The sequence below is a fragment of the Streptomyces kanasensis genome, from assembly GCF_043077165.1.
Lineage (GTDB): Bacteria > Actinomycetota > Actinomycetes > Streptomycetales > Streptomycetaceae > Streptomyces > Streptomyces changanensis.
The window spans coordinates 387,814-405,134 of sequence record NZ_JBIBSF010000001.1; the positions used below are offsets into that span (position 1 = coordinate 387,814).

Here is a 17,321-nt window from a genome sequence, read left to right on the forward strand (position 1 = left end):
CGGGGAACGCTCCGGCCCCGTCCCGGGCGAGGCGGCGCTCGCTGATCCCGGGGGAGCGCCGGCGCTCGCCGGGCCTGGCCGGACCCGGGGAGCGGGCCCTCTCCGGAGCGCTCTGCCCTCCGCCGGAGCCGCCCGCCACCCGGCGGGGCCCGTGCTCACCCCGGGAAGCGGCCCGTGCCGCGGAGGGCCCAGCGGCGTTCCGCGTAGGCCAGGTCGTCGCGCCACAGGCGGCCGGCGGCCCGGCGCACCAGGGGCCGCAGCAGCGGGGCGGTGGCGCGGGCCAGCGCGAAACCGCGGCGGTCGGAGGCGGCGACGACCGCCTCGACGACGGCGGTCCGGGGAGCCGCCGCCCCCTCGGGGGTGAGCGGCGTGGCGTGCGTCTCCACCACGGACGTCGCGCCCTCGCCCTCGGTGATGTGCATGACGACGGTGCGGGGTTCGGGCGCGGTGAACTCCGCCCGCACCGGCACGACCAGCCTGCCGGCGACGCGGAACGACACGTCGACGGCGAAGGCGTCCTCCCCCTCGCCCGCCGGGGTGCCCACCACGCGCAGGTCGACGAACGAGTACGGGTGGAACCAGGAGCCGTGCCACGGGTCGAGCCGGTTGGCGACCACGTCCTCCGGCTCGCACCGTCCGACGGCGGTGAACACCGCGTCCACGCCGGCGCCGGACGCCGGACGCACGGGGACGACGGGACGCTCCAGCGGCTCCTCGCCGCCCGCCCGGTCCAGCCGGACCCACACCAGCACCCCGTCGTCGTGGACCGGGTACGGCTCCCACCCGCCGGACGGCCCGCCGTCCAGGGCGAGTCCGTGCCAGTGGCACACGAGCGTCCCGCACACGACGCGGCTGTCGCGCAGCGGGGCGCCCAGGTGCGGGCAGGCGCCCGGCCCGGCCCGCAGCTCCCCCGAGCGGGACCGCCACAGGACGACCTCGACACCGGCGACGGTCCTGCCGTACGGGCGGCCGGGGCCGACGTCCCGTGAGGCGCCGACGACGAACCAGTTGCCCGAGGGCCGCGCCGAGGCGCGTTTCAGCGCGTCGGCGATGAGGGCGGGCTTCGCCTCCCGCCACGTGGGCCGCTGCTCCTCCCAGCCCGGGCCCCGGCGGATCCGCAGCGGTGACGTCCAGCGCGTCCCGTCCCTGCCTTCGCTCATCGGCCGCACCGCTCCCGTTCCGTCCGTCCTCCGTACGCCGGCGCCGCGGGGCACGGCGCCACCCGGGCGCGTACCCGGGCGCCGACGATGTGCGCCAGTCCGGCGGCCGCGGCGGCCGCCCGGCGCCGGCGCGGCACCACCGAACGGCGGTGCAGCACCGCGTAGCCGTCCTCGGCGATGGCGTCGAGGATGCCGCCGTACAGCGTGCGGGCCGCGCGGATGCAGGGGCGCACCCGCGGGTCGAGCATGGCGATGCCGGGCTCCGCCTGGCGGTACACGGACCGGGTCAGCGCCTCGGCGGCGGTGAGCGCGGCACGGATGCGGCGGTCGCGGCGCCCGGTGCGGCGGCTCCATTCCAGCAGCGGCCGGTCGACGCCGTGGGCGGCGAGCAGGTCCGCCGGCAGGTAGACGCGGTCGCGGTCCAGGTCCTCCCCCACGTCGCGGAGGAAGTTGGTGAGCTGGAACGCCACGCCGAGGGCGGCGGCGTGCGGCGCCGCCTCCTCGCGGGGGACGACGGTGCCGAGCACGGGCAGCATCTGCAGCCCGATCACCGCCGCCGATCCGTGCATGTACGTCCGCAGGTCGGCGTAGGTGGGGTAGTCCCTGACGCTGAGGTCGCTGCGCATGGACGCCATGAAGTCGGCGAACAACCGGTGGTCGATGCCGTACCGGTCGGCGGTGTCCGCCACGGCGCGGACCACCGGCACGTCCCCGGCCCCGCCGCGCAGCCCGTGCGCGAGGTCGTTCTCCAAGTGGCGCAGCAGCCGGTCGCGTTCGTGCGGGGTGCGTCCGCGGTCGAGGTCGTCGACGATGTCGTCGGCCCACCGGGCGAAGCCGTACAGCGCGTGCACGGCGGAGCGGCGTTCGAGGGGCAGCAGCCGGGTGGCGAGGAAGTAGGTCCTGCCGTGGTGGGCGTTGAGCTGCCGGCACCGTGCGTACGCCGAGCGCAGAGCGGGGTCGGTGATCCCGGCGGCGTCCAGTTCACGACGGGTCATCGGCGCTGCCTTTCGGGGAGGGGGCGTCGGTGCGCGCGCGGGGTGCGGCGGGAGCGGGGGGACGCCGGGAACCGGGCGCGGTGACCCCGGTGCCGGTACCTGTTCCTGTTCCGGTGCTCGTACCGCTCCTCGTGCCGGTGCGGACGCGGCCCACGGCGGCGGCCCCGGCTCCGGCGCGTGCTCCGGCCCGGGCGCGGGCGGGTCCTCCGGTGACACGGGCGGCCGCGAGCTTGCCGCTGACGAGCACGGTGGGGACGCCCACGCCCGGAGTGGTGCCGCACCCGGCGAGGACGACGTTGTCCCAGTCGCGCACGAGGTTGCGCGGCCGGAACGGCCCGGTCTGCGCGAAGGTGTGGGACACGGAGAACGGCGTGCCCGCCGCATGGCCCTGCGCGGTCCAGTCCAGCGGCGTGACCAGCAGTTCCCGTTCGACGGACGCGGCGAACCCGTCCAGCCCCCGCCTCTCCAGCTCGGCCACGAGGCTGTCGCGGTAGCGCGGCCCCAGGTCGTGCCAGGACGCGGCGGCGGGGCCCGTGGTGGTGTTGGGGCAGGGGGCGAGGACGTAGTGCAGGTGGCGCCCTTCGGGGGCGAGGGACGGGTCGTGCGTCGTGGGCCGGGTGATCAGCAGCGACGGGTCGCTCATGAGCGTGCCCCGGCGCGTCAGCTCGTCGAAGGTGCCCTCCCAGGCGGCGCCGAAGGAGATGGTGTGGTGCGCCAGATCGGGCCAGGTGCGGTCGGTGCCCGCGTGGAGGATCACCGCGGAGGGCGAGTGCCGCAGCCGTACCGGCCGGCGGGGCGCCCGCCCGAGGAGGCGGTGGGCGACGGGCAGGTCGGGGGTGAGGACCACGGCGTCGCAGGCGATGCGTTCCCCGGTGGACAGGTGGACGGCCCTCGCGCGCCCCGCCGAGCGTTCCAGGCGGGTCACCTCGGCCGACCAGTGGAAGCGGGCGCCCGCGTCGGCGGCGGCGTCGGCCATCGCCCGCGGCAGGGCGTGCATGCCACCACGGGGGAAGTACACGCCGGCGACGGTGTCCATGTAGGCGATGACGGCGTACGCGGCGAGGGCGCGGGCGGGGGCCACGCCCGCGTAGAGGGCCTGGAAGGAGAAGACCCGGCGCAGACGCTCGTCGGAGAGGAAGGAGCCGATGCGCGGGGCCAGCCGCCCGAAGCCGCCCAGCGCCGCCAGTCGGGCCAGGTCGGGGTGGAGCAGTTGGAAGGGCGAGTCGAAGTTCGCGTCGATGAAGCGGCGCATCTGCACCCGGTAGAGGCGCTCCAGCCAGGTCCTGAGCCTGCGGTAGCCGTCTGCCTCGGCGGGCCCGGCGAAACGCCGTACCTCCTCTGCCATGGCGTCGGCACCGGTGTGGACGTCCAGCGCGGAACCGTCGGCGAAACGCGCCCGGTACGCGGGGTGCAGGGACAGCAGCTCGACGCGCCGGTACAGGCTGTCGCCGACGGCGGCGAACGCCTCGTCGGCCAGGTCGGGCATGGTCAGCACGGTGGGCCCGGTGTCGACGCGGTAGCCGCCGAGCTCCTGCCGGCCCGCGCGGCCGCCCGGTCCGGCGTCCCGTTCGACGACGGTCACCCGCCGGCCCGCGCCGAGCAGGTGCAGGGCGGCGGCGAGGCCGGACAGCCCCGCGCCCACCACGACGACGTGGTCGGTCGGTCCGGGCACGGTCCTCATGCGGTCCCCTCCGTGGGTGTCGCGCCGTTCGGTGCGCCGTTCCGTCGGCCGTTCGGTGGGTCGGTGCGCCGGTCGCCCGGTGGGTCGGTGCGTGCGTCATCGCGTGCGTCGTCCCCGGCCGGCAGGGGGCCGACCGCCGCCTCCACCGACGCGGCGAAGTCGTCGCGCGCCCCGGCGTCGGCCCCGGAGGCGGCGAAGTGGCGCAGGCTCAGCGCCGCGAGTTCGCCGATGCGCCCCTCCACGGCGGCGCGGGCCCCGGTGCGCTCCATGGCGGCGCGTATCCGGTCGACCTCCTCGTCCGTGACGTCGCCGGCCGGGGGCCGCAGCGCGGCGACGGCGTCCTCGTCACCGGAGGCCGCGGCGAGCGACGCGGTGACGGCGAGGAGGTAGGTGAGCTTGCGGCCGCGCAGGTCCTCGCCGGCGGGCTTGCCGGTCACCGCGGGCTCCCCGAAGGCGCCGAGGAGGTCGTCGCGGAGCTGGAAGGCGAGACCGGCGCACCGCCCGGCGGAGCGCAGCGCGTCCAGGACGGTGTCGTCCGCGCCGGCCAGCGTGCCGCCGAGGGCGAGGGGGCGTTCGACGGTGTACAGGGCGCTCTTGAGCACGGCGATGACGACCGCCTCCCCCATGCCGGACGCGCCGGTCGCCTGGGCGTGGATGTCGCGGTACTGCCCCGCGACCATCTCGCCGCGCATGGCCCGCCACTCGGCGTGCAGCCGCCGTGGGCGGGGGGTGGTGAGCGCGGTCTCGGCCAGCAGGTCGTCCGCCCAGGCCAGGGCCAGGTCACCGGCGAGTACGGCGGCCGCGGTCGAGAAGGCCCCCGGGGTGCCCCGCATGCGGCCCGTGTCGTGCAGCCGGGCGTACTCGGCCTGGACGGACGGGGCGCCGCGGCGCACCGGCGACCCGTCCATCACGTCGTCGTGGACCAGCGCGCAGGCCTGGAGCAGTTCGAGGGCGGCACCGGTCCGCAGGACGGCATCCGGGTCGCCGGTGCCCCCGGCGGCGCGCCACCCGCACCACAGGAACGCCGTCCGCAGCCGCTTCCCGCCCCGCTGCACGAACGCGGCGACACGGCCGGCGACGTCCCGGGCGTAGACGGGGTCCACCTCGCGCGCCTCGCGCAGCCGCCCGCCCAGGTGTTCCGCGAGGACCACCTCGACGGCCGCGGTGGCGTCGCGCGCCGTGCGGGGCGCGTCGCGCGCACCGCCGCTGCCGGGCCGGCCGTCGCCTCCGGGCGCGGTCGTCCGGATGCCGAGCATGCGCAACCCCCTTCGCTCTGACGTCGCCTGCACACCCCGTCCTTCCGTGTGCGGCACGGGAACGGATGCGTTCATCCCTGCCCGGTACGGCCCGGTGCCGGGGTACGGCTCACCGGGATGGCCGACAGGCGGGTCCCCCGGCCGGTCAGTCGCCGGTGGGGCGGGGGTGCGCGCTGTCGGCCCGGCCACCCGGCCCGAGCAGGCCCGTCGGCTCGAACGGCTGCCGGGCGGCGAGGCGGGGCAGTTCCCTGCGGGACAGCGCCGTGACCACGGGCGGCATGGCGGCGCGGACGAGCTGGGTGGCCCGCAGCCAGGACGGCACGTAGACGGCGGCGCGGCGCCGTTCGATCGCGGTGACCAGCCGGCCGGCGACGTGGGCGACGGGGTACACCTTGCGGGCCGGGCGCGGCATGTGACCGCGCAGCTCGCGCAGGACGGCGTGCGCGTCGACGTCGCGGATCATGTCGGTGTCGGTCCAGTTGATGTAGGCGATGCCGACGCCGACGCGGCGGTGCGCCACTTCGGCCCGCAGCGCGTGGGCGAAGGACTCGACGCCGGCCTTGGAGGCGCAGTAGGCGCTCATCATCGGCGCGGCGCCGATGGACGCCAGGGAGGCGACCTGGAGGAAGTAGCCGCGGGTCTCGTACAGGGCGGGGAGGTGGGCGCGTGCGGTGGCGGCGCTGCCGATCAGGTTCACCTCGATGACGCGCCGCCAGACGGCCGGGTCGGACTCGGCGAAGGGGCCGCCCTCGGCGATGCCCGCGTTCGCGACGACGACCGACGGGGGGCCGAACCGCTCGGCGACCTCCGCGGCGACCCGCGCCATGCGGGCGTCGTCGGTGACGTCGACCTCCCAGCAGGACGCCTCGCCCGGCAGCCGGACCCGCACCCGGGCGAGGGTCTCCTTCTCCCGCCCGAGGAGCGCCACCCGGGCCCCGCGCTCGGACAGGAGGCGGGCGATGGCGGCGCCGAGGCCGCGCGCCGCTCCGGTGACGACGGCGGTCCGGCCGTACAGCGGACTCACCGGCACGGCCCCGGCGCCGCCCCTCACGCCGGGCCCCGCCTGGCCCGGCGGGTGGCGGTTCGGCCGGTGGCGCTGCGCCCGGCCGGGGTGCGGCCGGTGGCGGTGCGGGCCGCGGGGCTGTGGCTCGCGGGGGTGCGGGCCGCGGCGGTGCGGTGGTCCATGGGGCGCCTCCTCCGACACGGCCGTGGGTGGCCGTCGTGTCGACGCTAGGCGCACCGCCGCGCGCCGGCTCGGGGCCGGGGGCCCATCGGGTGACGGGCGGGGGCGCCGTACGCGGGGCCGTTCAGCAGGTGGCGACGTACGCGACGTGGCCGTGCCGGCCGGTGTAGCCCTCGCCGATCGTGGTGGTGGTCCCGGGCTGCGCGGGGTGGCAGAGGCCCTCGGCGCCGTCCTCGTAGACGACCTTGACGTCGAGGCTCGTGGCGCAGTCGTTGGTGACCTGCGTGTAGCGCCAGCTCTGCCAGTGGGTCACGCACGGCGCGACGGGCTCGGAGGCGGCACGCTCGGCGGCCGTCGGGGTGGCCGCCGTGGCGGGCGGGGCCAGGACGGTCACCCCGGCCAGCAGGGCGCCGAGTCCCGCGCCGACCGTGGTCCGTGCCGCGCGAGCCGCCCGGGCGGTCCGTGCCGTGCGCCGGGTCTGGGCGTTCATGGGAGGGGTCCTCTCGGTCGGTGACGGTGACGGCCCCAGGCTAGGAGCCCGAAATGCACCCGTGTTAACGAGGCGTAACGGGGTCGTAACACATGGTGCAATGGTGAAGCATCTGCGTTCCGCCGTCGCGCGGGCCGCCGACGCCCGGCCGGCCGTGTCCTGGGCGGAGGTGGGGCGTTGATCCCGGTATGACCAAGACCCAGCGTGTTCTCGCCGCCCTCGCCGTCGCCGCCGGGGCCTCCGCCCTGGCCGCACCGGCCGCGCACGCGGCCCTCGTGCCCGCCCCCGGCCCGCAGGGCCCCTCCCTGCTCAGCCAGGTCGACGACCTCGCGGTCAGCGGCATCGATCCCCAGTACCGCTCGCAGGTGCCGCGGATCACGGAGCAGTTCGGCGGCCTCAGCGGGATCCAGGAGCTCGGTCAGCTCCGCCAGGTCGTCGCCCCGGTGGCACCGGCCCTGGGCCTGGTGCCCGGGATCGGCTGAGCCCGGCCCTCCGGTCCGCACCCCGTCCCTCCGGCACCGCTCCGGACGGCACGGCGAGACGCCCCGCGACCCCCGTCGCGGGGCGTCTCGCCGTCCGCCGCCCCGCCGTCCCGCCTGCCTTGCCCACTCGCCTCCCGCCCCGCCCGGCGGCGCGCCGCCGGCGCCGTGCGCGCGGGGCGCCCGGGGGTGGCGGTGCCGTCCGGTGAGCGGGCGCCGTCCGGTGCGGCGCGGCGCACCCGGTGCGCGGCGCGGCACCCGCCGGCGCGCGGTGCCGTCCGGTGCGCCTCTCCGCCGTCTTCCGGCCGTCCCGGCCCTCGCCCGGGCGGGGCCGGGCTCCGCCGCGCACGGCGGTACGGGGGCCGGAACCGCCCCCCGTTGTGGCGGACGTCTCCCCACCGTCCCGAACACCCCGCGCTAAGCTGTGCGGGTGACTCTTCTCGTGATGCGCCGCCACGTGGACTACGTGCGCGTCACGACCATGAGCTGTCTGCGCCAGGACTGACTTCCCCCTCTCCACCTCTCCACCGGTCCTGCAGCGGACGCACGCTCTCCGGCACACCCACGCCGGCGCCTTCCGTACGCCGCGATCCCGCCAACATCGGGAAGCGGGGCCTCGTCACACTCGAAACGGAAGGCCACCATGCCGGCCATGACTGCCGCCACCACCCGCTCGCTGCCCGTCATCGACCTGTCCGCGGCGGACGACCCGGCGACCCGGGACGCGTTCCACCGCGACCTGCTCGCCGCGGCCCGCGACGTCGGGTTCCTCCACCTCACCGGTCATGGCGTCACCTCCGGCGAGACGGCCCGCCTGCTGGAACTGACCAGGGCGTTCTTCGCCCTCCCGGAGGCCGACAGGCTGGCGCTGAGCAATCTGAACTCGCCCCACTTCCGCGGTTACACCCGCGTCGGGCACGAGCTCACCGGGGGCCGTTCCGACTGGCGCGACCAGCTGGACGTCGGCGCCGAGCGCCCGCCCGTCCCCGTGGGCCCGGACGACCCGGCGTACCTCTGGCTGGAGGGCCCCAACCAGTGGCCGTCGGCGCTGCCGGAGCTGCGCACGGCCGTCCTCGCCTGGCAGGACCGGCTCGCCGGGGTGGCCCACCGGCTGCTGCGCGAGCTGCTCACCGCCCTGGGGGCGCCGGCGGACTTCTTCGACGGGGCGTTCGCGGACCGGCCGCACCTGCACACGAAGCTCATCCGGTACCCCGGGTCGGCGCCGTCCGGGGCGGCCCAGGGCGTCGGCGCGCACAAGGACTACGGTTTCCTGACCCTTCTCCTCCAGGACGAGGTCGGCGGCCTGCAGGTGCGCTCCGGCGACGGCTACCTGGACGTGCCGCCGCTGCCCGGCGCGTTCGTCGTGAACCTCGGCGAGCTGCTGGAGATAGCGACCGACGGGTACCTCTCGGCGACGGACCACCGGGTCGTCAGCCCGCCCGGCGCGGTGGAGCGGTTCTCCGTGCCGTTCTTCTACAACCCCCGCCTGGACGCGGTGATCGAGACGGTTCCCGGCGCCTACCTGGAGCACGCGCCGGGCGTCGCCCAGGACGGCGCCAACCCGCTGCACGCCGAGTACGGCCGCAACGAGCTGAAGGGATGGGTGCGCGCCCACCCGGAGGTGGCCCGTCGCCACCACCCGGAGCTCGTGGCCGGCTGACCGCGCCGCCCGACCGCCCGCGCCCGCGTACGGGCCGGACGGTCCTCCGTTTCACGCCGCCGGCGCGCCGCCCCGGGGGCGCGCCGGCTCGAAGCCGGCGAGCATCCGCTCCAGCGCCTCCTGGTCGGGCCCGACGAACGGGTCGGTCGCGGGCGCCTTCGCGAGGGTGTCCAGCATCCGCCCGGTGATGCCGACGGCGGGCGGCAGGTGCACGGAGAGCACGGTCTCCGGGTCCATCTCGCGCAGCGGCCGGAGGCCGGCCAGGAACCCGTCGCGGTCCACGATGTGCACCCACGGGCTGTCGACGGTCGCCCACAGCAGCTGCGCCCCCTCCAACTCGTCCGCGTCCAGCACCCCGGCGTCCCCGCTGTCGGCCAGTTCGGAGGTCGGCATGGGGCCGCCGAAGCAGTCGGAGCTGAAGCAGGTGCGGGAGCGGTCGTCGTAGAAGCCGACGGTCGCCGGGTTGTCGAAGAGCGGCGGCCGGAAGGCGTACAGGGTGCGGTCGCCGACGTCGAGGGACTGTCCCGGGTTCAGCAGGAAGACCCTGCTCGTGGGCAGGGGCCGCTCGGTGGACATGATGCCCGCGCCGATGTACGTGGTGACGACGCGTGCGTCGGGGGCGGCTTCCAGCAGGTCGAAGAGCCCGCCGGTGTGGTCGCGGTCGGGGTGGGTGAGCCAGATCCAGCGCACGTCGACCGGATCCATCACGGAGCCGAGCCGGGTGAGGAAGTCACGGTCGGGGAGGCCGAGCCCGGTGTCGACGACCACGGGCTCGCGGGCGTGCAGGACGAAGGCGTTGACGGTGAGGAAGCCCATCCCGGGGACGGGGAGCGAGTCCCCGAGGACGGTGATGTCACGGCCGACCTTGTGCGTGGTCATGGCGGCGCTCCGTTGCACCCCCCGGGGGTGGGCGTTCGCGGCCGCGCGGGTCCTCCGGTACGTCCATCATCGCCCCGGCCGTGCCACCTCCGCACCCCGCGCGGGTCGCCGTACCCGTACCGCCCGGAAGAGGGTTCCGGCGCGCGGCGACCGCGTCGCCCGGTGACGATGGGCTCCGGACGGCCACGAGGACGGCCAGGGCGGCGCGGGCAAGGACAGCGGGGACGCCCGAGGACAGCCGGACCCCGAGGACACCCGAGGACATGCGAGGAAAGGGGACACCGTGGGCGACGACGCGGCGGCGGCACACGCGGGCGGTACCGGCGGCGCGCCGGGCGGGGGCGCACACGACGCGCCAGGTGCGGGGCCGGGTGGTGGGCCGGGACCCGAGCGGTGGGCGTACATCGGTTCGTACACCTCGGGAGGTGGCCGCGGCATCACCGTCGCGGCCGTGGACCCCGGGGACGGGGCGCTGACCCCGGTCGCGGTGGTCGCCACCGCGCCGAACCCGGCGTGGCTCGCCCTCGACCGGCGGGCCGGGGTGCTGTACGCGGTGAGCGAGACGGACCCGGGCGCGGTGACCGCCTTCCGGGCCGACGGGCCGCGGCTCACCCCGCTCGGCCCGCCGGTCGGGGTGGGCGGCGCCGGGCCGACCCACCTGGGGCTCGCCGGCGGCAGGCTGCTGACCGCGAACTACGCCTCCGGAAGCGTGAGCAGCCTGCCGCTCGCGCCCGACGGCGCCGTCGGCGGGCCGCCCGTGGTCCTCGCGCACCACGGTTCCGGCCCGGACCCGGACCGGCAGGAGGCGCCGCACGCCCACCAGGTCGTCGGGGACCCGGGCGGCCGCTGGGTGCTCGGTGTGGACCTGGGCACGGACTCCGTGCGGGTCTGCGCGCCCGACCCGGACACCGGCGGGCTGCGGGTGCACGGCGAGGCGGCGCTGCGGGCGGGTTCGGGGCCGCGACACCTCGCCTTCCACCCGGACGGCGAGGTGGTCTACGTCCTGCACGAGCTGGCACCGCAGCTGACGGTGTGCCGGTGGGACGGTGCGTCAGGAGTGCTGCAGCCGCTCGCGGAAGTCGCCGTGGACACCGACCCGGCTCCGGAGGGCGGCCGGCTGCACCCGTCGGTCGTCGGCGTCGCGGCGGACGGGCGCTTCCTGTGGGTGGCGGTGCGCGGCAGCGACAGGCTGCTCACGCTCTCCCTGGAGGACGGCGCGGAGAAGCCCCGCGTCACGGGGAGCGTGGGCTGCGGCGGCGTCTGGCCGCGGGACGTGGTGCTCGACGCCCCGGGCCGCCGCCTGTACGTGGCCAACGAGTGGTCCGGCGACGTGACGTGGTTCGACGTGGACCCGGAGACCGGGACGCCACACCCGGCGGGTGCCCTGGAGCTGCCGGCCGCCGCCTGCGTCGTCCTCGACTGAACGGCCCCCTCGCGGCCGGCACGGCAAGGGTGCCGGGACGCGTCGCCGTCCCGGCACCCCGCGCCGACGGTGTCCGTCAGCGCACGCGGCCGTAGTAGACCGCCTTGGACCAGATCCGCTCCTGCTTCACCACCGAACCGGCCTTCGGGGAGTGCCAGATCTTGTTGCTGCCGGCGTAGATGCCGACGTGGTAGACCCGCCCACCGGAGTGGAAGAACACCAGGTCGCCCTTCTGGCGGCCGGCGGCCGAGATGTGCCGGGTCTTGTTGTACTGCTGCTGCGCGGTGCGCGGCAGCGTCTTGCCGGCCTGCTTGTAGGCGTAGAGCGTGAGCCCGGAGCAGTCGAACCGCTTCGGGCCGACGGCGCCGTACTTGTACGGGGAGCCCTTCTTCGAGGCCGCCACGTTGAGCGCCTTGACGGCGGGCGCGGGAGCCGCGGCCTCCGCTTGCGGGGCGACACCGGGGGCCAGGAGCGAGCCGCAGACTGCGGCGATGGTGAGAGCCGAGACCGTACCGGTCCGGGACAGCACGGACGGGACATTCATCTGCGCGGTCATGCGCAACCCTTCGTCATCCGCCTGCGAAGGATGACCTGTCGGGTTCGGGCTGGCGAAGTTGCCCGGCCGCTGACGCGGCTTCACCCCAAGGGACGGCCGTGGTGCACACGTCCCGTACTGCTGGGTCCTCCACTCCTGCCGATTCACATACCGTCGACTCAGTCATCCGGGCAGCGGCAGGACTCGGCGTCCGCCCGGACCGCCCCGCCACGGCGGCGAGGGCTTGTCGTCGTCACGGATCTTGACCCATGTCGAGCCGAAAGTTCGAACAGATTCGGCTTTTTGTGAGACTCCTCACCGCTCACCCCTTCCTGACATTCCGGGTGTTTCCGGGCAGGGCGAGATGGCCTGAAACCCCCTGTGAACAGGGGGATTCACGGCGGAATCACCCCTTCCGATTACGACTGTCCGCGCGGTGCCGCCGCAGCCTGCGATCCGGGTCTCGATGCACGGGTGAATACCGGTCACCCAGGTGCGCCCCACAGCTCGTTCGATTCCAGCCGGTCCGTCGCTCCCCGGCACGGGACGCGGCCCGGGGCCGGTCGCATCGGGGCGCCCCGTACCGGAACGCCCCGTACCGGAACGCCGGCGTGCGCGCCCCCGTACGCTTCCGTGCCCCGGAACGGTTCCCTCCGGCCTGCGGCCGGGTTCAGCGTGAGGGCTGTACTCCCGGCATGAGGGCGATCCAGGTGTTCTCGCTCTCCTTCAGGACGTAGATCGGATCCGTCCTGCGCTGCCAGTCCAGGGGCACGACGTAGTAGCGGCCCGCGCGTTCCAGGAGGAGGCGCAGTCCCGTGTAGCGGTGGCGGTGCGGGAGGTCGGCGCCGAGCTGCTCGTACGTGACCGTCGGTGAGGCGATGGCCAGCCGCTGGGTGCTCAGGACGACGACGGCGGGCCACCGGCGCACGGTGCGCGCACGGTCCCGGGCGTCCCGCTCGCCGAGGTGCCCGGCCACGAGCGTGAGGGACCAGAACAACAGGAGGAGCGCGGCGAAGACCGGTACGGCCCTGCCCCACAGGCCCTCCGGGCGTCCGCCCCGCACGGTCGGGCTCTGCCCCAGCAGGAGGCCCACGGCGAGAGTGAGCGGCGCGACCCAGCCGTAGGGCTGGATCCGCTGCCACAGGACCAGCAGCACCAGGCCGGCGACCGCGAACACCAGGTGGAGGCGCGCCAGCCACGCGAGGACCGTCGCGGCGGCCCTGACCGGCGGCCGCTCGCGAGCGCCGGCCCGCGCGAACAACAGGACCACCACCAGGACCGCGCCGACGGTCAGGACCTCCAGGCGGAGCAGGTGGAGGCTCTGCAGCGCCAGGTGGGAGAAGGCGAAGTCGAGGGACGCGGGCCCCAGGTGGAAGTACCCGTAGAAGCGTCCCGTGTAGATCGCGCCGAGGTAGAACATGAGGGCCGCGACGAGCGACGCCTGCGCCACGAGGGCCTTGACGAGCGCGGTGCCCGACGTGTCGCCGCCGCCCGCCCGGCCCTTGGCGAGGGGTTGCTCCGCCGGGGCCCCGCTCACGGGGCGTCGGGCGGGACTTCGACGCCGGGACTCTCGGGACCCGGGGGCTTGGGCCCGGGGGTCTTCGGGTCGGGGCTGGCGACCGTCTGGGTGGGCGCGACCCCGGGGTCCGTCGTCGTCGCGCCCCGGTCGGTGGGCGGTTGCGGGACCTGGGGCACCTGGTAGTGGCCGGTTCGGCTCGCGTACGGCGACGACGGCGTGCCCGGCGGCGTGGCGGTCGGCGACGCGGGCAGGAGGCTGCTCGACGGCGACGCCGGCGGGTCCCCCGGCTCGGAGGACGAACCGCAGGCGGCCGCTCCCCCGACGCACACCAGAACCAGCACACCGGTACGGGCGGCGCGCCCGATCACCCCGTCGACCATGTGACCTCCCGAGTCGCCGGTGAGCGTAGCCCCGTCGGGCCCGCGCTCCCGCGCGCCCGGCGGCCGGGCCCGGGCGCGCCCACCCGATCGGCCGCACACCCGGTACCGCGCCGCTGCCGGGCGCCGGCCCCGAGAGGTGCGTGCCCCGGGCGTCGGGACCGGCGGTGGCGGTCGGGGGAACGCCGGTCGGCCGGGGACCCGCGGCCGACTGCCGCCGGCTTGGCGGCCGACGACGCGCCCCCTGGCGTCCGAGCCGTCGGCGGGCGGGGTGGAGGTGGGGGCTGGGGCCCGCCCACCAGCGTCGGGCGCGGCGGGGCGGAGGGAAGTGCAGGCGACCGCGGGCACCCCCTCCGAAAGCCGGCGGATCGCCTTCCGGCCCCCGCCCTCCGCTCCCCCGACGGGCACGCCTCGACCGCGTCGTCCTCGTGGAGCGCGGCCACGTCGGCCGCGCCGCGCCTCGGACCGGCCGCCGGAGCCGTGCTCACGGGGGGCGTCGATCCGGCGCTCGTCGGCGTCCCGGCGGCGGTGCCCGCGGACCTCGGGTCGCAGCTGCTGACCGGCGGGCGGCTCGCCGCCGCGGCCCGCCCGGACACCCCCTCGGCCGAGCGGTGGCCGCGTCACCCTGCGTGACGCGGCCACCCATCCGTGCGCCTGCGTGCCGCCGGGCACCGGCCCGCGCGCGGTGGTCGACGACGCCGGCACGCCGACGCTCGTCCGGCGTAACGCCCCCCGTCCCGCCGTCCGGGCCCTGCTCGTCCCCACCTGCAGGGCCGTCGCCCCGGGGCCGCCGGCCACGGCGGCGGGACCGTCCGGCCGGCCGACATGGAAACCACCGATCCGGGAATGCGTCACCGGGTGTGATCGTTGATCCCCGGATGTACCGACCGATGACGACGTAAGGATCGACCGCCCGTGAGCAAGGTCCCCTCCCTCATCCTGAACAACGGTGTCTCCATGCCGCAGCTCGGCTTCGGCGTCTGGCAGGTCCCGGACGACGAGGCGGCGAGCGCCGTGGGCACCGCCCTGGAAGCCGGTTACCGGAGCGTCGACACCGCCGCGGTCTACGAGAACGAGCGCGGCACCGGACAGGCCATCGCCTCCTCGGGCATCCCCCGCGAGGAGCTGTTCGTCACCACCAAGCTGTGGAACAGCGAGCAGGGCCACGACTCCACGCTCCGCGCCTTCGACGCCTCCCTGGAGCGGCTGGGCCTCGACTACGTGGACCTGTACCTCATCCACTGGCCCGTGCCGGCGCTGGACGCGTACGTCGACACGTACAAGGCGTTCGAGAAGATCCTGGCCGACGGGCGTGCCCGCGCCATCGGCGTGTCGAACTTCCTGCCCGAACACCTGGAGCGGCTGATCGACGCCACCTCCGTGGTCCCGGCCGTCAACCAGATCGAGCTGCACCCGCAGCTCGCGCAGTCCGAGTCCCGCGCCTTCCACGCCCGCCACGAGATCGCCACCGAGGCCTGGTCGCCGCTCGGGCAGGGCAAGGGCCTGCTGGAGGTGCCGGCCGTCGCCGCCGTCGCCCGCAAGCACGGCCGCAGCCCGGCGCAGGTCGTGCTGCGCTGGCACCTGCAGCTCGGCAACGTCGTCATCCCGAAGTCCGTGACGCCGTCGCGGATCCGGGAGAACATCGACGTCTTCGACTTCGAGCTGGACGCCGAGGACATGGCGGCGTTCGCCGCCCTCGACGAGGGCAAGCGGCTCGGCCCCGACCCGGCCGAGTTCGACGTCCGCTGACCGGTTGAACCGCATGCGCCCGGGCGGGTCGCGGCCGTCTCGCACCCCGGCCCGCCCACCGCACGGCGCAGGAAGGGCCCCATGGACATGGACCGAGACCCCGGAGTGGAGCGGACCTCGAAGGAGGTCGCCGCGCTCGCGCCGCAGTGGACCCCCGTCTCCGAGCGGGCCGCGGTCGGACTGTGGCGGCTGCCCCGGGCGGCGGAGGCCGTGGAACGGGCGCTGGCGTCCGAGGACACGGCCCTGCGCGAGCGGGGCTGGGTGATGGTGCGCGCCCGCGTCGCGGAGGAGATCGACTCCGGGCGCGACTGGACGCGGGAGGCCGCCCTGTGGCTCGCCCGGGGCTCGGCGTCCTGGGCGGAGTCGGCGCGGGTGACGGGCGACCTCTCCTGGCGGGCTCGGGCGGCGGGCCGCAGCGCCCTGCTCTTCCTCAGCGACGCGCACGTGGCGTCGGTCGATCCCGGCGACCCGTACGGCCGCGCACTGTGGCACTGCTTCCTCACCACGCTCCGGTACGACTTCCGGTGCGCCGCCATCGAGGAGTTCTTCGGCCGCGGTCCCCGCGAGCTGCCGGACCTCGATCCGTACAGCGACGCGATGCGCGTCTTCGCCCTGCTGGGCCGCTCGCGCACCGAGGGCCTGCCGCTGCTGGACTCCGTCATGGCCCGGGCGGGTGACGACGACAAGGTGGTCCACGCCCTGCTGCACGGCCTGTGGCTCGGGGAGGACCTGCCCGACCAGGCGGACCGCATGCTGCGGCTGCTGGAGGCCCCGGCCTTCGCCGGGGGGCTCGGGCCCGAGGCGCTGTTCCGCAAGGCGGGGGCGCTGCGGCGGTTGCGCCGGTACGGCCCCGCCCTGCAGGCCGTCCAGGAGGCGATCGACGGCCTCGACCCGAGCGAGGTGGTCGTCCACGCCGACTGCGTGCGCGAGCGCTCCCTGATCCTGGCGGACCGGGACCTGTACGAGGCCGCCGGCGCGGGCGACCGCGCCCCGGCCCGCTGACGGCGGGACGGCGTTCCGCCGACGACGCGGCGACACGGGCGGGGGCGGTCCGGCCGTCATGCCGGACCGCCCCCGCCCTCACGCGTCTCCCCCGCCCTCGCGTCCTCTTCCGCCCGCAGGCGTCCTGCCGGGCCCTCATCCGTCCTGCCGGCCCTCACGGCTCGCGGCGCATCGGCCCCCACGGGCGCCGCTGCGCCGCGACCTCCTCCTGGGCCTCCTCGATGACCGCGAGGTCGATCCAGCACACCGGCTCCACGTCCCGCACCAGCGGTTCGTTGTCCGGGCCACGCCCCACCTCCCTGCCCCGCAGCGCCCAGGGGCGCACGTCGCCGTTGCGCTCCTGACGGAGGTGGCAGTAGTCGTACAGGCGGCGCGCCACCCAGAGACGGACGGGGCGGTCGCCCCACCACGCCTCGACCGCCAGGGGGTTCGCCGACAGGCCGGGCATGGTGATACCGGTCAGGTGGTCGACACTGCGGCTGCTCCCCAAGTCCTCCGCGGGGCCCCGCGACCAGCGGACGTAGAGCGAGCCGTGCCGCCCCAGGAGCCCGGCCAGCTCCGTCAGGCTGCTCAGGTTCGGCAGCTCGGTCAGGCCGTCGGGCGCCGCCGTCAGCGGCGACGGCATCACGGTCTCCTCCATGTGGCTCACGCTCCTCGTCGTACGGGACGAACGCCGCGTACCCCGGCGGACCGGGGTCGATTCCCCCGCTGAGCTGGGTGGCTGCACTCGGTGCCGGGCCCCGGAGCGCCGGGGTGACCGCCTGGGCGGGCATACCCGGGCCGGCTTCCGGCCCCCGGCCGCCCCGCCCTCGACGCCCGGCGCTACATCCGACTCCCGACTCCCGACTCCCGGATCCCGGCCCCTGGCCCCTGACGCCCGGCTCCCGCCGGGTCGGCTCGGGCTTCCGGATCCCGGCGGGTCAGCGCGCCGGG

At 76.2% G+C, this 17,321-nt stretch carries 17 protein-coding genes and 1 riboswitch; of the genes, 5 read left to right on the forward strand and 12 right to left on the reverse strand.

The features are described 5' to 3' along the window. Positions 1 to 155 precede the first annotated feature (155 nt). The 7 genes from ACF053_RS01625 to ACF053_RS01655 form a co-directional block, all read right to left on the reverse strand. On the reverse strand, positions 156 to 1,160 hold the full coding sequence (locus ACF053_RS01625) for a DUF5914 domain-containing protein (RefSeq protein ID WP_391951920.1): 1,005 nt from the start codon (positions 1,158 to 1,160) through the stop codon (positions 156 to 158). After that, a complete protein-coding gene (locus ACF053_RS01630; RefSeq protein WP_391951921.1) occupies positions 1,157 to 2,155 on the reverse strand; it encodes a phytoene/squalene synthase family protein in 999 nt (332 codons plus the stop codon). Before ACF053_RS01630 ends, ACF053_RS01625 begins: the two co-directional genes overlap by 4 nt. Then, on the reverse strand, positions 2,142 to 3,836 hold the full coding sequence (gene crtI, locus ACF053_RS01635; protein WP_391951922.1) for a phytoene desaturase family protein: 1,695 nt from the start codon (positions 3,834 to 3,836) through the stop codon (positions 2,142 to 2,144). Before crtI ends, ACF053_RS01630 begins: the two co-directional genes overlap by 14 nt. Next, the gene (locus ACF053_RS01640) at positions 3,833 to 5,092 is read right to left on the reverse strand and encodes a polyprenyl synthetase family protein (RefSeq protein ID WP_391951923.1); all 1,260 of its coding nucleotides are present in this window, start codon (positions 5,090 to 5,092) and stop codon (positions 3,833 to 3,835) included. Before ACF053_RS01640 ends, crtI begins: the two co-directional genes overlap by 4 nt. A gap of 145 nt (positions 5,093 to 5,237) precedes the next feature. Further along, entirely contained in the window at positions 5,238 to 6,122 is an 885-nt protein-coding gene (locus ACF053_RS01645; RefSeq protein ID WP_391951924.1) for an SDR family oxidoreductase, read from the reverse strand. A 17-nt stretch (positions 6,123 to 6,139) separates the two neighbouring features. Beyond that, positions 6,140 to 6,277 (reverse strand): hypothetical protein, encoded by a 138-nt coding sequence (locus ACF053_RS01650; protein ID WP_391951925.1) that lies wholly within the window; start codon positions 6,275 to 6,277, stop codon positions 6,140 to 6,142. Between the two features lie 122 nt (positions 6,278 to 6,399). Then, positions 6,400 to 6,765 carry an alpha-amylase gene (locus tag ACF053_RS01655; RefSeq protein ID WP_391951926.1) on the reverse strand — a complete coding sequence of 122 codons (366 nt, stop codon included), beginning with the start codon at positions 6,763 to 6,765 and terminating at the stop codon, positions 6,400 to 6,402. Between the two features lie 188 nt (positions 6,766 to 6,953). Between ACF053_RS01655 and ACF053_RS01660 the strand changes: the two genes are divergently transcribed. Next, entirely contained in the window at positions 6,954 to 7,247 is a 294-nt protein-coding gene (locus ACF053_RS01660; RefSeq protein ID WP_391951927.1) for a hypothetical protein, read from the forward strand. 649 nt (positions 7,248 to 7,896) lie between these two features. Next, a complete protein-coding gene (locus ACF053_RS01665; protein WP_391951928.1) occupies positions 7,897 to 8,904 on the forward strand; it encodes an isopenicillin N synthase family dioxygenase in 1,008 nt (335 codons plus the stop codon). Between the two features lie 51 nt (positions 8,905 to 8,955). Here the strand turns inward: ACF053_RS01665 and ACF053_RS01670 are convergent, their stop codons facing one another. Continuing rightward, on the reverse strand, positions 8,956 to 9,783 hold the full coding sequence (locus ACF053_RS01670) for an MBL fold metallo-hydrolase (RefSeq protein ID WP_391951929.1): 828 nt from the start codon (positions 9,781 to 9,783) through the stop codon (positions 8,956 to 8,958). Positions 9,784 to 10,186: 403 nt separating this feature from the next. On the opposite strand from ACF053_RS01670, the gene ACF053_RS01675 reads away from it, so the two are divergent. Further along, complete coding sequence (locus tag ACF053_RS01675; RefSeq protein ID WP_391952621.1) at positions 10,187 to 11,206, forward strand: lactonase family protein; 1,020 nt, start codon at positions 10,187 to 10,189, stop codon at positions 11,204 to 11,206. 76 nt (positions 11,207 to 11,282) lie between these two features. Here the strand turns inward: ACF053_RS01675 and ACF053_RS01680 are convergent, their stop codons facing one another. The 3 genes from ACF053_RS01680 to ACF053_RS01690 all read right to left on the reverse strand — a co-directional run bounded on the left by ACF053_RS01680 (position 11,283) and on the right by ACF053_RS01690 (position 13,640). Then, positions 11,283 to 11,762: a C40 family peptidase gene (locus ACF053_RS01680; RefSeq protein WP_058943742.1), complete on the reverse strand. Its 480-nt coding sequence runs from the start codon at positions 11,760 to 11,762 to the stop codon at positions 11,283 to 11,285. A gap of 3 nt (positions 11,763 to 11,765) precedes the next feature. Continuing rightward, a riboswitch (cyclic di-AMP (ydaO/yuaA leader) is annotated at positions 11,766 to 11,928 on the reverse strand. Between the two features lie 483 nt (positions 11,929 to 12,411). After that, entirely contained in the window at positions 12,412 to 13,278 is an 867-nt protein-coding gene (locus ACF053_RS01685) for a hypothetical protein (RefSeq protein WP_391951930.1), read from the reverse strand. Next, on the reverse strand, positions 13,275 to 13,640 hold the full coding sequence (locus ACF053_RS01690; protein ID WP_391951931.1) for a hypothetical protein: 366 nt from the start codon (positions 13,638 to 13,640) through the stop codon (positions 13,275 to 13,277). Before ACF053_RS01690 ends, ACF053_RS01685 begins: the two co-directional genes overlap by 4 nt. A 912-nt stretch (positions 13,641 to 14,552) precedes the next feature. Here ACF053_RS01690 and ACF053_RS01695 point away from each other — a divergent pair. Both ACF053_RS01695 and ACF053_RS01700 read left to right on the forward strand, forming a co-directional pair. After that, positions 14,553 to 15,386, forward strand: coding sequence for an aldo/keto reductase (locus tag ACF053_RS01695; protein ID WP_391951932.1), 834 nt, complete (start codon positions 14,553 to 14,555; stop codon positions 15,384 to 15,386). 81 nt (positions 15,387 to 15,467) lie between these two features. After that, complete coding sequence (locus tag ACF053_RS01700; protein ID WP_391951933.1) at positions 15,468 to 16,388, forward strand: hypothetical protein; 921 nt, start codon at positions 15,468 to 15,470, stop codon at positions 16,386 to 16,388. A 154-nt stretch (positions 16,389 to 16,542) separates the two neighbouring features. On the opposite strand, the gene ACF053_RS01705 is transcribed toward ACF053_RS01700, so the two are convergent. Continuing rightward, positions 16,543 to 17,028, reverse strand: coding sequence for a DUF6098 family protein (locus ACF053_RS01705; protein WP_391951934.1), 486 nt, complete (start codon positions 17,026 to 17,028; stop codon positions 16,543 to 16,545). Between the last annotated feature and the right edge of the window lie 293 nt (positions 17,029 to 17,321).